At 36.2% G+C, this 15544-nt stretch carries 12 protein-coding genes; 8 read left to right on the top strand and 4 right to left on the bottom strand.

Annotated elements, in window-relative coordinates; all coding sequences use genetic code 11:
- Positions 1 to 178 precede the first annotated feature (178 nt).
- The gene (locus tag BC781_RS22695) at positions 179 to 793 is read right to left on the bottom strand and encodes a thymidine kinase (protein ID WP_109622316.1); all 615 of its coding nucleotides are present in this window, start codon (positions 791 to 793) and stop codon (positions 179 to 181) included.
- A 309-nt stretch (positions 794 to 1102) separates the two neighbouring features.
- Here BC781_RS22695 and BC781_RS22690 point away from each other — a divergent pair, with 309 nt between their 5' ends.
- From BC781_RS22690 to BC781_RS22680, 3 genes are all read left to right on the top strand, one after another.
- Positions 1103 to 1486 (top strand): hypothetical protein, encoded by a 384-nt coding sequence (locus tag BC781_RS22690; protein ID WP_146201760.1) that lies wholly within the window; start codon positions 1103 to 1105, stop codon positions 1484 to 1486.
- Positions 1487 to 1824: 338 nt separating this feature from the next.
- Positions 1825 to 4098 (top strand): TonB-dependent receptor, encoded by a 2274-nt coding sequence (locus BC781_RS22685; RefSeq protein ID WP_109622311.1) that lies wholly within the window; start codon positions 1825 to 1827, stop codon positions 4096 to 4098.
- 18 nt (positions 4099 to 4116) lie between these two features.
- On the top strand, positions 4117 to 5571 hold the full coding sequence (locus tag BC781_RS22680) for a PepSY domain-containing protein (protein WP_109622309.1): 1455 nt from the start codon (positions 4117 to 4119) through the stop codon (positions 5569 to 5571).
- A 57-nt stretch (positions 5572 to 5628) separates the two neighbouring features.
- On the opposite strand, the gene BC781_RS22675 is transcribed toward BC781_RS22680, so the two are convergent.
- Entirely contained in the window at positions 5629 to 5880 is a 252-nt protein-coding gene (locus tag BC781_RS22675) for a hypothetical protein (RefSeq protein WP_109622307.1), read from the bottom strand.
- A gap of 115 nt (positions 5881 to 5995) precedes the next feature.
- Here BC781_RS22675 and miaA point away from each other — a divergent pair, with 115 nt between their 5' ends.
- Positions 5996 to 6901, top strand: coding sequence for a tRNA (adenosine(37)-N6)-dimethylallyltransferase MiaA (gene miaA, locus BC781_RS22670; protein ID WP_109622305.1), 906 nt, complete (start codon positions 5996 to 5998; stop codon positions 6899 to 6901).
- Between the two features lie 143 nt (positions 6902 to 7044).
- Here the strand turns inward: miaA and BC781_RS22665 are convergent, their stop codons facing one another.
- On the bottom strand, positions 7045 to 7800 hold the full coding sequence (locus BC781_RS22665) for an ABC transporter ATP-binding protein (protein ID WP_109622303.1): 756 nt from the start codon (positions 7798 to 7800) through the stop codon (positions 7045 to 7047).
- A gap of 32 nt (positions 7801 to 7832) precedes the next feature.
- On the bottom strand, positions 7833 to 9248 hold the full coding sequence (locus BC781_RS22660; protein ID WP_109622301.1) for a hypothetical protein: 1416 nt from the start codon (positions 9246 to 9248) through the stop codon (positions 7833 to 7835).
- Between the two features lie 216 nt (positions 9249 to 9464).
- Between BC781_RS22660 and chrA the strand changes: the two genes are divergently transcribed.
- From chrA to ybeY, 4 genes are all read left to right on the top strand, one after another.
- Positions 9465 to 10592 carry a chromate efflux transporter gene (chrA, locus tag BC781_RS22655; protein ID WP_109622299.1) on the top strand — a complete coding sequence of 376 codons (1128 nt, stop codon included), beginning with the start codon at positions 9465 to 9467 and terminating at the stop codon, positions 10590 to 10592.
- Positions 10593 to 10931: 339 nt separating this feature from the next.
- Complete coding sequence (locus BC781_RS22650) at positions 10932 to 14378, top strand: DUF4175 family protein (protein ID WP_109622297.1); 3447 nt, start codon at positions 10932 to 10934, stop codon at positions 14376 to 14378.
- A 19-nt stretch (positions 14379 to 14397) separates the two neighbouring features.
- Positions 14398 to 14805, top strand: a complete 408-nt coding sequence (locus BC781_RS22645; protein WP_109622295.1) for an ATP-binding protein — start codon at positions 14398 to 14400, stop codon at positions 14803 to 14805.
- A gap of 3 nt (positions 14806 to 14808) precedes the next feature.
- Entirely contained in the window at positions 14809 to 15237 is a 429-nt protein-coding gene (ybeY, locus tag BC781_RS22640) for an rRNA maturation RNase YbeY (RefSeq protein WP_109622293.1), read from the top strand.
- Positions 15238 to 15544: the final 307 nt, after the last annotated feature.

Genomic DNA, 15544 nt, shown 5'->3' with positions numbered 1-15544 from the left:
GTTTTTGGATTTAAGATGCTTATCCTTTTAAAAAGTAGCTGATTTTCTGTGAAAAAGCACTGTCAATTATTCGAATAAGTATATGTTCTGATTTTGAGGGAATCTGTAAGTTTATAAACACAAAAAAGGAACCCAACCTAAGTGATTGAATTCCTTTTTTGAAGTAGAAAACTCTACTTTATTTATTTGCTTTTTCTGCTTTCTCTTTCTTTTCAGCTTCTCCTTCCAAATAGCATTTTCTACAGCGAGCTTCATAAGCTTCTTGCTCACCCAAAAGTACTTTATCTTCTGAAGCTGCAGTTCTGTAAGAATACTGTGCAGGTTCGCCACAGCTCATACAAACCGCATGAAGTTTCGTGATATATTCAGCTGAAGCCATAAGGGCAGGCATTGGCCCAAACGGATTGCGTTGAAAATCCATATCAAGCCCGCTAAGAATAACCCTTTTACCTTGGTCGGCAAGGGTGTTACAAACCTCTACGATTTGTTCATCAAAAAATTGAGCCTCATCAATTCCGATTACTTCAAAGTCAGTAGCCAAAGGAAGAATCTCGATGGCATGTTGCACCGGCGTAGATTCAACTGCATTTTTATTGTGAGAAACCACATCCGATTCGTCGTAACGAACATCAATGGCAGGCTTGAAAATTTTTACTTTCTGCTTCGCATATTCTGCCCTACGGATACGACGAATGAGTTCTTCTGTTTTACCAGAAAACATCGATCCACAAACAACTTCAATCCAACCTGTATGCGCTTTAGAGGCATTTCCAAACCTAGGTTCAATGAACATATTCTCGTGTTTTTAATTAAAAGGTAAAAGTTCTATCAAATTGAGGATGAGCATTCCTAAAGAAGAATGATCTCCTCGATAACAAAACGAATTTCAAATATACTCATTCGTAGATTGAGAAACTTGAAAAATTTTAGTTGAATATTATTCATCAGCTTCAAATCCTATTTTTGGGCAAGTAGAAAGTAGATTTTTAGAATGTAGAAATAATACAAAATTATTTTTTGTAAGAATGCAATTAATATTTCTTTGTAAATATAAGTTATGCATCTATATTTGTGCCTGTAAACAAAGCACACATTTAGCTTCTTGAAAACTAAAGTTCAGACATACGGAATGTATCTGCTAACACTAGTCATGCTAGTGAATGCATTTGCTACGCATATCATCTTTGCCGATTATCAGATTCGGAAAGAATATTATGCGGAAGTGCTTTGTATAAATAAAAATAAGATTGAATTGGCCTGTGCGGGAAGTTGTCAGCTCAAAGACAATTTGAAGCAAGCTCAAGAAACAAATACAGATGAAAATGTGCAGGAAAGCCCTGTTTTAGATCTGTATGTTGAACGAAGTGAGTTGTTAAGTACAAAACCTCAAACAGAATTCAATCCTAAAAAGCACTTCTTTGTTTATGATGAATTGGGCTTTTCTACCTACGAAGCCCGAATTCTAGAACCTCCTCGGATCGCTTAGTTTCTATAGCGAATTTATACCATTTTACTTTTCAAAGTCTTATTGTACCCTTTTTCTCCTCTGAAAAAAGGAAACGATTTATGTCTTAGTTTTTCTATAAAACTTAGAGAAACTCTGTAATATCTTATGGTTTTATTACAGAAAATAATTGTCGTTCCTTAATCCGTTAAGTGCAAAAAGAAAAGGGAGTGTGAGTACTTATATCCTTCTCAAAATAGAGCTTTAGGTTATGAGACGGTATCATGGTATAGTACAAATAAAATTTTTCTAGAACCTATTCTCACTTTGAGCTATCTAAAGTGAGGGTGGAAGACTATTGCCAAAATTTAAGCACAACTATGAAATCTCTAAATCTCATCATACTCTTTGTCTTTACAAGTATTATTTCTTTCGCTCAAGAGCTTGTAAAAGGAACAATTACAGATCAATCAAATAACCCTTTGGTAGGAGTAACCATTATTAATTCGGCTACAGAAAAAGGCACAACAACAGATATTGATGGTGTTTTTAGTCTAGAAGTTGAAAAAGGAAACGAACTACAGATTTCTTCAGTAGGGTTTATCGCTCAAAAAATAATTTTCAACGGAAAAGAACTAACGATTACACTTGAAGAAGATCGAAGAGAGTTGAATACAGTGGTAGTTTCTGCCAGTAGAGATGCTCAATTGCGTAAAGATATTCCTGTCGCAATTTCTACAGTTTCAGCTCAATTATTAGACGAGACAAAAGCAAGTTCTTTAGATCAAGTATTGAGTAAAACGCCTGGCGTTTTGATGGTAGACCTTGGTAGTGAACAACACATGATGGCAGTGCGTCAGCCAATTTCTACCAAAAGCCTTTTCTTGTATCTGGAAGATGGATTACCTGTTCGTCCGAATGGTATTTTTAACCATAATGCCCTTATCGAAATGAATATGGCAATGCTAGATCGAGTAGAAGTAATTCGTGGTCCTGCATCGTCTATGTATGGAAGTGAAGCCATTGGTGGAGCAATGAACTTTATTTCTCAACGTCCGACAAGCGATTTTGAAGGTGCATTTTCAGTGAGAGGAGATAATCAAGGTTATTTGAGAACAGATGGACGTGTAAGCGGAAAGACAAAAGACGGAAAGTTAGGCTACAGCTTAGGAACCTATTATGCTGAAAGAAATGATGGATTTTTAGATCATTCAGATTTTCATAAACTGGCTGTTTCTTTGGCTTTAGATTATCAAATCAGTGAGCAAACTGTACTGGAGACGAATACTACTTATATTGACTACAGATCGGATATGGGGTCTTCGGTAGATAGTACCAACTTCTATGAGCGAAATTATGAATCCTCTCATACTTTTACAGAAAGAGTATTGGATGTGTTCAGAACTTCAGCTACCCTAAAACATACTTGGTCAGAAAGTAGCAATACTTTTGCGAAGGCTTTTTACAGAAGTAACACATTGGGGCAGATTCCGAGTTATCGTGTAAAGAACAATTGGTCAGATTTGACTGTCGCAACAGGAGAAATAAATGAAAGTGCTTTTGAAAGCTACGGTGCCATTGTTCAACACAATCAAAAACTAGCATTCTTAAATTCTACTTTAAGAGCTGGTTTGAGTCTTGATTATAGTCCGACAACATTTTGGGCAAATCAAATTGATGTGACTAGAGATGAAAGTGGTCGATACATTGATTATTCAGAAAATGGCATTGAGTTAACCAATTATGATGTCAAGCTAACAAACAAAGCTGCCTATCTTCAGTATGAAATGAATCCTGTGAAAAATCTACAGATTGTAGCAGGACTCAGATATGATCATTTCACTTACGATTATAAAAATAATTTATCAGCAGAAGCTTTCTCAGGAGCGCCAGACTCGAAGGACACTTTTGAAGCATTTACGCCAAAGCTAGGTTTGACTTATGATTTTGGAAAAGGAATTGGTGCTTATGCCAATTACAGCGTAGGTTTTGTTCCTCCGCAAGTTTCAGAATTATATAGAGGAGTGAAAGTTCCTGTATTAGATCCAGCAACTTATTCAAATTATGAAGTAGGAGCTTGGTACGAATTGCCGAATAACTTAGGTTATTTTGAAATGGCACTTTATCAGATGATTGGCGAAGATGAAATTGTGTCTGTGATTGATACCGAAGGAAATGCAGTCAATCAAAATGCTGGAGAAACATTACACCAAGGAATCGAGTATTCCTTGAAGATTTTCCCTGTGCGTGATTTGGAACTACGTTTTGGAGGAACAAGTGCAACGCACGTTTATGAAGAATTTGTAGAAAAAGGTACAGACTTTTCTGGAAACGATATGAGTTATGCTCCAAAGTTTATTTCTAACTCAGAAATTACATATAGACCATCACAATTGAAAGGGGCTAGAATTGCATTGGAATGGCAACACGTAAGCCCATATTTTATGGATCAGGCAAATACCGTTTCATACAGTGGTTATGACTTGCTGAATCTTCGATTGGGTTATGCTTACAAAGGTTTCGATCTGTGGTTGAACATGATGAACTTAGGTGATACGATGTATGCAACTCGTGCGAGCAGAACATCGTGGGGCTATGCTTACAATGTTGGTGCGCCTCGTACATTCCAAGTGGGTTTAGGTTATTCTTTCTAATCAAAAATACAGAAGATCATGATCAGAAGGAATATCTATAAATGGCACAGAAAGCTAAGCATTGTCGCTTTAGTACCTGTATTACTTTGGACGTTGAGTGGTGTAATGCACCCACTCATGTCTAACTTCAAACCCGAATTAGCGAAGAAGTTTCTGATTCCAAAACCACTGAATACGGCTCAAGTGCAATTGGATTTGGATAGTGTTTTGACTCAGAATAATATTGAAAGTTTTCAAAACTTCCGATTCGTCAATTATGACAATCAGCTTTATTATCAGTTAAGAATAGAAGGAAATCATGAGCTGATGTATTTTCATGCCCAAACAGGAGCATTTCTCCCAAATGGTGATCAGCTTTATGCAAAACAATTGGCTTATACTTTTGCAGGTGAAAATGCAGGAGAGGTAAAAGATATTTCAGTGGTAACTTCTTTCGATCATGAGTATGTAGAAATCTCTAGACTTTTACCCGCTTACCGAATTGCTTTCAATAGAGCAGATGGACTGATTGTTTTTGTGGATACCTCTTCAGACAGATTGGGTTCTGCAACCAATGATTTGAGAATTACTTTCCAGAAAATATTCAAATGGGCGCATAGTTGGGAATTTCTCAATGTATCGGTTCCGCTCCGAATTTCAGTAATGATTTTCTTTGCCATCACAGCATTATTGGCTTCTATTTCGGGAGTACTCGTGTATGGTGTAATGTGGGAAAACATTAAGAAAAGTAGAGGAACCGCTACTCGAAAATGGCACAGAAATCTTGGCTTACTGATGTCTTTTGCCCTACTCATGTTCGCATGCTCAGCCATAGCACATATGCTCCCAAAATATAATGAGTTTGACCGATCAAAATTCAATAATCATCAGACTTATCAGAGTGAGAACATTGACTTTTCAGTACTAGAAGCATTATCAGACTCTACTATTGCAGTTACAAATCTTTCTTTGGCAGAATTTAATGGAGAAACTTACCTCCAACGTTTTGAGAAGAAGGGAAGAAAAGTTGAAAAAAGATACTTCAATATAAATACAAAGAAGGAACTAGAAAATGGCGATCAAGCTTATGCTGTTTTCTTAGCCAATACTTACGGAAATCATACGACTAAGGAGGTTGTTTCTGTAAATCCGATCTTTAAGTTTGAACACGAATACGGTTTTATCAATAAGCTATTACCTGTTCAGAAAGTACAATACAAGGGCACTGGAAATGAAAGGCTATATGTAGAAACTGCCACAGGAAGATTAGGTGCTAAAATTGAAGATTCAGCAGCATTCTCAGGATTCCTTTTTGCTTATTTTCATAAATATCATTTCCTAGATTTTATGGGAAAAGTAACAAGAGATAGTATCATGTCATTTTTTGCCTTAGGTAATTTCCTTGTGGCCTTTTTAGGATTAATCATGTTATTGAAAAAGCCTAAAGCCAAAAAACGAGCAATAAAAGAGAAAAAGAACGTCGTATATAATTAAGTTGAAGATTGTGAGATTTCTTCTAACTAAAAGCTACTCCAAATGGGGTGGCTTTTTCTATGCCCAAATTCTCAGTAGAACACCAAGCCCTCCAGCACCTACACTCACCAAAATATCATAGATGTCAAAACAGCCATTGTCTTTATAATAGTCATAGATTTCTTTGATAACAGAAAGGCAGATGCAAACAGCTAGTCCGAACCAAGCTGTCCAAAAAGGAAGTAAAACGATAATCAGCCCATATAGAAAATGCAGGTGTTTATCATTTGGAAGTCGGTTGAGAATATATTTTTCGAAGATCGGTTTCAAAGTCAGTTAGGTTTTCTTTCTTCCAAAACATGAGTCTTCCCATAAAAATCTCCTTTACTGTGGCATCTTCTCGATGAATGATGTTGTTTTGTAAACGAATAAGCATGGAGAAGCGATGAAGAAGAAGTATTTGATCGTCATAGTCGGGCCAACAGCCGTTGGAAAAACAAGCACTTGTGTGGAAGTGGCAAAACATTTCGATACAGAAATTATTTATGCCGATTCCCGACAGTTTTTTAAAGAAATGGAAATAGGAACGGCAAAGCCAACTCCCGATGAGATGGATGGAATTCCGCATCATTTTGTTGATTTCCTTTCAATCACTGACGATTATAGTGCAGGCGATTTTGAACGTGATGCCCTCCAAAAAATCAATGAACTTTTCGAGAAACACGATATCCTTATTCTTTCGGGTGGTTCGGGTTTGTATGTTCAGGCAGTTTGTGAAGGCATGGACGATATTCCTGCCGATCAAGAAATAAGAGCACAGATTGTAGCGGAGTACAATGAATCTGGCTTGGAACCTTTGGTAGAAGAACTGAAAGAAAAAGATCCCGAATATTATGAGGTTGTAGACCGTCAGAATATTCAACGAATTCAGAAGGCAATTGAGATCATCCGAACTTCGGGGAAGACATTTACAGAAATGCGACTTGGGCAAAAAGCTAAACGTCCGTTTGAGATTATTACAGTTGGTCTGAACAGAGACAGGGAAGAACTCTATGATCGAATCAATTTGAGAGTAGACTTGATGCTTGAAAATGGATTGGAGAAAGAAGTTGAGGCGCTAAAAGAATACAAACACCTGAATGCACTTCAGACTGTAGGTTATAAAGAAATTTTTGATTGGTGGGATGGTGTACACGATAAGACAGAGGCTATCAGATTACTAAAAAGAAACTCTCGCAGATACGCCAAACGTCAGCTTACATGGTTCAGAAGAAATCATGATACAGTTTGGTTTCACCCTGATCAGCTAGAGGAAATAGAGAAATATATAGAAGAGAAGACAAAACAATAGACTTTAACTTTTTATAAGACCTAATCTGAAACTTCTATCCGAGTTCTAGCGTGTAAGATAACTAGGTAAATAATTGGAAAAAGTTAATAGTTAGGAAAAAATACCCTCTTCATTTTTTGGAGAGGGTATTTTGTTTTTGAGGTTTATTGAATCCAAGAAAGATCATCCATTTGCACATCTTCTACAACTAAAAGATCAAGCAATGCTTTATCCAATTCGGCTTTTCCTTCAGAAGTAAAGGCATCTAAGCTATTGTGATAAACGATTTTCCCTTCATTGAGTACCGCAATATCTGTCGCTACTTTCTCCAAATGGTATAAGATGTGAGAAGAAATCAAGATCACACGATCTCCATTCTGGTAGTTTTTGATAAACTGCACGAGTTTCTGTGTCGCTACAGCATCAAGCCCAGAGAAAGGCTCATCCATCAAAAGGTATTTTGGGGTATGCAAAACAGCAGCACAAACACCAATCAGCTTTTTCATCCCAGTAGAATAAGAGCTAATGCGTTTTTTCAGAACATCTTTATCGGTAAAAAAGAAGCTGACCAAACTCTCAATTCTTGATTTCAATTCTGAAGAAGGAACTTTATAAAGTTCTCCTACAAAATTGAGGTAGTTGATTCCTGAAAACTCTTCGACCAACTGATTCTGTTCGCCTACAATACCTAGATTTCTTTTTACTTCTAGTTCATCTTCAATCAAACTTTTCCCATCGTAACTAATCGTTCCGCTATCCAGTGGTAGTAAATCGATCATACTATTGATGAGTGTTGATTTCCCGATTCCATTTCTTCCCAATAAGCCCAAAATGCTTCCTTCAGGAATTTGAAGACTGATATTATCTAAGACGATTTGTTTATCAAATTTTTTAGAAACTGAATTTATATCTAGTGCCATATGATGTCTTGTTTTAACTAAAAAAGTGGTGGTTATGATTTCATAATTGCTTCAAACAACTTGTATTTATCCTTCTGATAAAAACTTCTGAAATTGGTCAGAACCATAATGAATCCGAGACCGATCAAGATTACGGCAGGGATTCGGATCAGAGGATAGAAAATGATAGAAAGAAGTCCTCCGTTCATCAACATAAAAGAAATGCTAACCCAAGGGTTGACCATTTTATTCATTTTCATCTTAGACTTTATCTGTACAGCAAATCTGACAGCGGTTAAAGTTCCTATCGAGAAATTGAGGAGCAAACCAAGAATGTAATACCATACAAATCCTCCAATATATTTTGTAGGAATAAGATCTAAAGAGAAAATAGCGATCACCATCACAATTGCTTGCATCAGTAGAATGGGCGAGATGAGTTTTACATATTCTCTTAAAAGTCGATTCGGAGAAGAGCTCAGATGTAAACTCAACCAATAGCTTGGGAAGATTGCCCAGATATTTGCTGCCCAATAGTTGAATACAAGTAAGGAAGAAAGGAACAGGTAAGAAATATATTCTCCTGCAGGATTGCTATCAAGGAAAAAGCTAAAGTATAATGTCATAGCTGGTCCCATAAAAATAGACATCAATCCCATTCGCTTAAATTTCTTATTGTTTAAGTAAAGTTGAAGAATTGGGTGTTTGAACGTCGATTCGGCATTTTTCTTTTTCTCCAACTGCTTAGGTTCAAGTAAGAAATAATCGATACCCACAAATAGAGCAGAACCTAAAACAGGAACAAGCCCGATAAACTGAATAGGCAAACCAAAGCTAAGCCCTAGTAAAGCCGAACCAATTAATAAGGCAAAAGCTAATAATACTTTCCATTTACTGCTTTTAGGCAAATCGAAGTTGATAAGTTTTAGTACAGATCGTCTAAAGAAGAAAGCGAAAAGTAGCCAAGAAGTCATTTCCAACGGATGATACCAATTGAGGTAAGTAGGAGAATCTGTGACGATGTTGAAGAAGTAACCCCCAACAAAAATTCCGATGATAAATGGAAACAGTAACCAAGTCTCAAAAGCAGCAAGTTCAATAGTAAGCTGTAGGCTGTATCTTCTTAGTTTTGAAACAGGCTGAAACACTTGAGTGATTTGTACCCGATTTCTATTAGGATTTAAAAGAATTCGGAGTGAGTAGGTCAGCGCCATAAAAATACCAAGAACATGGAAAAAACCTGCTTCTCCATATTTAGCCCAAATCAGCATAAAACGTCCTTGCTGTTGAACTTCTGTATCATTTTGCCATTCGGATAAGAAGGCTTCATTGGTAAGTGCTCCTGCTATTCCCCCATAGAAAACGGCAAGGGCAGTAAATAAGATAAAAGTAAGAATACTCGTAATCAGCTTTTTCTTTTGAAAGAATCCACTGATGGAGGCTTTTATCAGTAATAAATAGATTTTCATAGATAGAAATAAAAAGTGAAGACTTAAATATAGGCAATTGTCAAATATAAAGAGGCTAGCTGTTATGTAGATTTAAATAACATGGCAGCAAGCATGATTCAGTAAAAGTATAGGAATTTCATTTATACCATAAATATTCAAATTGGTACCATAAAAAGGTAATCTAGGCGAAGTATCTTTGTATCAACTAAAGAGCGAATAACTGTACAAACATATATGGATCAAATTAAAGAGATTTTTGCAGTCTGCTTCAAACTAGGATGTTTAGCGTTTGGAGGACCTGCAGCACACATCGCGATGTTGGAAGATGAGGTGATTGAGAAAAGAAAATGGATGAGTCGCGAACATTTTTTGGACTTGGTAGGGGCTACTAACCTTATACCAGGACCAAACTCTACACAGATGGTTCTGCACTGTGGAAAAGAAAGAGCTGGGTTTTTAGGACTGACAGTAGCAGGCTTGGCATTTATCTTACCTGCCACAGCTATGACACTTGCTTTTGCTTGGGTGTATATCGAATTTGGAGACATACCTGATGTCGCTCAATTTTTCTACGGAATTAAACCTGCCGTTTTAGCAATCATCGTTTCAGCTTTAATTAAGCTAGGAAAGAAAGCCTTGAAAAATTATCAGCTAGGGATTTTGGGAGCACTAGCATTCGGAGCGTATTGGTTTGGATTGAATGAGGTTATCGTAATTCTTGGAACTGGACTTTTAAGTATTCTATTATTCTCTTTTAATCAGAAGAAAAAAGAAGGCGGAAATCTGAAGTCAGTTGTACCATTCTTATTTATAAATGGAATCGGGTCGATTGGAGGAGCGATATCGGCAATGGGTATTTTCGGAGTTTTCCTAAAAATAGCCCTAGTACTTTACGGTAGTGGGTACCTTCTGATTGCGTATTTGGATGCAGAATTGGTAGAAAGATTAGGTTGGTTGACAAAGTCTCAATTGTTGGATGCTATTGCGATAGGACAATTCACGCCGGGGCCACTTCTGACAACAGCTACTTTTGTCGGATACCAATTGATGTCTTGGCAGGGAGCTTTATGGGCAACATTAGGAATGTTTCTTCCATCATTTGTTTTGGTGTATTTCTTAAATCCGATTGTTCCAAAACTCAGAAAACATCCATTGGCAGGTTTATTCTTAGATGGTGTAAATATAGGAGCTGTTGCTTTGATGCTAGCTGTGACTGTAGATTTAAGTATTCATACCTTGGTAGAATGGCAAGCGTTTGTGGTAGCAGCAGTTGGCGCAGTCTTGACTTTCTATTGGAAGAAAAGTGCATTGGTTACGGTAGCTGTAGGAGCTGTCTTAGGTTATGTACTTCTTTTATTTTAAGACGAATACAAATATTATTACATTATAATTTCTTAAAAAGAATAGGGCATTATACCACAATGCCCTATTTTTTTGTTTATAAAATATCGAACTAAATCAATCGCTTACATCTGTCGGTACTTTAGGGAAGTTTTAGAGAACGAGTAGGACATTAGTTTTAATCTGTTTTTTGAATCATAGATTACAACTGAAATTGCACTAAAATTATTTTGATAGCCTATTAGTCTTCTCTACCTTATAAGCTAAACATTGCTTAGTTTGGATATACTATTTTTCTATGTAGAAAAATTTAGAGTAAACTAAGACGCTCAATTATCCCAGATACCAAGAAGAAATATCATGCTAGAAGATAAAATCAGAGCATATAAGAAAAAGCTATACCGAAACATTCTATTAAAAAGCAGTATCATTGCCGTGACACTGATTTGTAGTGTATTCCTCATTGTCAATGGACTCGAATATTGGGGATCATTCAATCAGCAAACAAGAGGGATATTGTTTTTTGGTTCAGTACTGATTTTTGGATTGGCATTGGTATTTGGAGTCATCAAACCAATTGTTGATATCTTCAGAACTTCAAAGCAAATTTCGGATGAAGAAGCAGCCAAGCAGATAGGAAGCAGTTTTCCTGATGTAAAGGATAGTTTGTTGAATACACTTCAGATTCAGAAGTCAACTTATGGGAGTAGTGACCTAATTAGCGCAAGTATTGAGCAAAATTCAGCTAAGTTTTCTTCTACGGACTTTTCTACAGCAATAAGCTATCGAAACTCATTACATTATCTACGGTATTTAGTTTTTCCCATTCTTATTATTCTAGCAGTAGTTTTCTTAGCCCCTTCTTTCTTTACAGAAAGTACACATAAGATTATCAACTACGATAAAGAGTTTATACCTACAGCCCCTTTTACTTTCGAAATCCAGAATCAAGAATTATTAGCTTTCAGAAATGACAATTTTGAGCTTCGCTTAAAAACTCAAGGAAGTGCATTACCAAGTAGTGTGAGTATTGTTACGGCAGAAGGTAGAAAGCTCCGAATGATCAAAGAAGGAGAAGGCGAGTTTGTTTATACTTTCAAGAATATTCAGAAAGATGTCAATTTCTTTTTCGATGGTTCGGGCTATCAGTCCTCAACGAACCTGATCGCTGTCAGATATAGACCCAACCTAGCCAACTTCAATGTAAGACTTGATTATCCGAAATACTTAGGGAAAAAATCAGAGACTCTGAGTAATGTAGGAAACCTACTCGTACCAGAGGGAACGAAAGTAGCTTGGCAATTCAAAACTCAGCATGCTGATGAAGTCAAAATGGTTTTCTTAAATGATTCGTCTGCAGAAGAAGCACAAATAAATGAAGAAAATCTATTTGAGATTGAGAAAACAGCTAAAGCTGCAACAGACTATGAAATTGCTTTGAAAAATGAGTTTGCTCAGAACAAAGAGAAAATAGAATACTATTTGAATGTTGTTCCCGACGAACACCCTTCCATCAATCTTCAGAATTATAGAGATACAGTCATGTTTGATTATATGATTGTTGGAGGAAATATCGGTGATGATTACGGAATTACTGGATTGAACCTTAAATATCGAGTTACGGACGAAAGACAAACTTCTAAAGAAAAATTCAAACCAATAAAAATACCATTTAATCGTCAAGCTATTAATCAGAGTTATTTCTACAAAATGGATGTCGCTAGCCTCAATTTAAAGGCAGGGCAAACACTAGAATATTATGTAGAAGTTTGGGACAATGATGGTTTTAATGGGAGAAAAAGAAGTAAGACAGGAGTTTATCGTTTTGACTTACCTTCTAAAGAGGCACTCAAAGAAAGCTTGAAAGCAGAAACCACAAAAACAGAAAGCAAAATAGATAAAGCCCTTAAACAAGCAGATGAGCTGAATAAGAGTTTAGAAGATGTTCAGAATAAACTCAAAGGGAAAAAGCAGCTTTCTTGGCAAGACAAAAAAGAATTAGAGAAGATACTGAAGGATAAAGAAGAGCTTTCAAAAACAATTCAACAGCTTCAAGAGCAAAATGAACAGCTCAATCAGAAACAGAATAAATTTGGTAACTCAGAAAAAGAGCTTCAGCAAAAAGCAGAACAGTTACAAAAGCTGATGGATGAACTTTTGGATGAGGATACCAAAAAGCTTTACGATGAACTAAATAAACTCCTTGAACAAAATTATATCAACCAAAATCTGCAAGAGACTTTGGATGAGATGGAGTTCAAACAAAAGAACCTTCAAAAGGAGTTGGATAGAGCTTTGGAGCTTTTCAAAAAACTCAAATTTGAAAACAAAGCTAACGAAGTGGCTAGTGAGCTTGAAGAGTTAGCAAAAAAACAAAATGAGCTAGCAGAAGAAACCGAAGAACTTTCTAAAGACGAAAAAGGGGAAGAGGGGAAAGAGAATAAGGATAGTGAAAATAGCGAAGACGGAAATGACGGTAATAAAGAAAGTGGCGAAAACAACAAAGAGGGAGAGAATAAAGAAGGTTTGAGTGAAGAAGAACAAAAAGCACTTCAAGAAAAGCAAGAAGAACTGAATAAGGAGTTTGAGGAACTTCAGAAAGAAATGGATGAGATGAACCAGATGAATGAGGAAATGAAAAATTCTCAGAACATGGATAATCTCGATGAGCAGCGCGAAGAAGTTTCCGAAGAACAAAAGAATGCCAGCGAGCAGCTTCAGCAGCAGCAACAACAGAAAGCATCAGAATCACAGAAGAAAGCAGGACAAAAAATGCAACAGATGTCACAACAGCTTCAAAGCATGATGCAGTCAGCTCAGCAAATGCAGATGCAAGAAAACTACGAAGATCTTCGTCAAATACTTGACAATTTGTTGATGCTTTCCTTCAATCAAGAAGAATTGATGAAAGAATTTCGTCATATTCGAAAAATAGACCCTAAATTTGTCAAGCTTTCTCAAGAACAATTGAAGCTAAAAGGAGATGCAGGCTTTATTGAAGACAGTTTGATGTCACTTTCAAAAAGAGTCTTTCAGATTCAATCTTTCGTAACTCGTGAAGTGACTCAGATGAATAAGTATATGGATGAATCTTTGGATGCTATCCGAAGAAGAATTCCAGAAATTGCATCGAGCAAGCAACAGTTTACCATGACTTCGGTTAATAATCTTGCGCTTTTACTCAATGATATCTTAGATCAGATGCAACAGCAAATGTCTCAGTCTATGGCAGGGCAGCAAATGAATCAGAAAAACAATTCATCAGCTCCGAGCATGAGTGATTTGCAAAAACAGTTGAATCAGAAAATCCAAGATTTGAAAAAAAGTGGGAAATCAGGTCGTCAATTATCCGAGCAATTAGCAAAACTTGCTGCCGAACAGGAAATGATTCGCAATGCTTTGAAACAAAGTATGGGGAAAGGCCGTAAGCAAATGCAAGGAAAAAAATCTGGTAACGGAGAGGCTGAAGGTGAAGAGGGAGATCCTTACAAAGAAATCCTTCAGAAAATGGAGAAAACTGAGGAAGATTTGGTTAATAAACAACTAACCGAAGAAACCATCAGACGCCAGAAAGAAATCCTAACTCGATTACTTGAGTCAGAGAAATCTGAGAAAGAAAGAGAATTAGATAAAGAACGCAAAGGAGAAACTGCGAAAGAGAAAGATCGTGAATCTCCAGATGCAAACTTTGATGAGTACCTCAAGCAAAAAGAAATGCAAGTTGAGTTACTCCGAACAATACCGACCTCTTTGAAACAGTATTACAAGAATGAGGTTAATGAATATTTCAAGAAAATAAGAAAATAACCATAATTGCAGCGAAGTAATGCAACAGCCATTAAAGCTCAAGATTCCGTCTTTAACTGATAACATACGCATAGTAGAGAGTTTTATAGACCATGCTCGTGAATACTACAAATTCAATGATGACGTATATGGTAACATCATGATTGCTGTTACAGAGTCTGTCAACAATGCAATAGTTCACGGGAATAAAAGTGACAAAGAAAAAAATGTCCATTTATCTGTAGAACTCAATGAGGAAAACCTTTCTTTTGTAGTAGAAGATGAAGGTCTAGGTTTCGATTACGAAAACTTGCCAGACCCTACTGCACCAGAAAATCTTGAAAAACCAGGAGGTAGAGGAATCTTTTTAATAAAGAACTTGGCCGATGAGGTTAAATTTTCAGATGCAGGTAATAAAGTTTCCTTAGTATTTTACCTGAATAGTTAGAGAATGGCAGAAATAAACTTCTTTACAGAGCAAATAGACTTTGAATTAGAAGATAAAGAGAAAGTCGTAGAGTGGATAACTCAAACTTTTGAAGCTTACGACAAAGCAGTTGGAGAGATAAACTACATATTCTGTTCAGACGAATACCTATACGATATTAATGTAGAGTATCTAAATCATGATACATATACAGATATCATTACTTTTGATAATTCTGAACCAGATTCAAATAAAGTAGATTCAGATATCTTCGTGAGCATCGATCGAATAAAAGATAATGCAAACAAATTTGAAACATCTTTCAAAGATGAATTGCATCGAGTAATTATTCATGGTGTACTTCATTTATGTGGTCTAAAAGACAAAACAGAGGAAGATGCTTTAGAAATGAGAACTTCGGAGCAAAAGCATTTAGCTTTAAGAGGCTTCTAAAAAAGATTCCGAACTATTATTTGAAAAGAGCTTGTCGTTAAAAACGGCAAGCTTTTTTATTTTTTACAAATTGAATTATTCCGATGAAAAATACTGTTTATAGAATAAGTTAATTTTTCTCACTTAATATCAGTGTGTTAAATGTTATGGGTGAAATTTTATTCATTTAATATTTGCACAGTCCAAATAAAACCCTCACTTTTGCACCCGCTTCAAACGAGAAGCGCGCTTGAAAAATGAATTTAAGCACAAGTTTGCTAAAGAAATAAGAAAGAGGTTAAGCCTTTAAATGCTGAAAATGAAGTTA

The sequence above is a fragment of the Sediminitomix flava genome, assembly GCF_003149185.1.
Lineage (GTDB): Bacteria > Bacteroidota > Bacteroidia > Cytophagales > Flammeovirgaceae > Sediminitomix > Sediminitomix flava.
The sequence above is the reverse complement of the archived record's forward strand: the minus strand, read 5'-3'. Positions and strand labels throughout refer to the sequence as shown.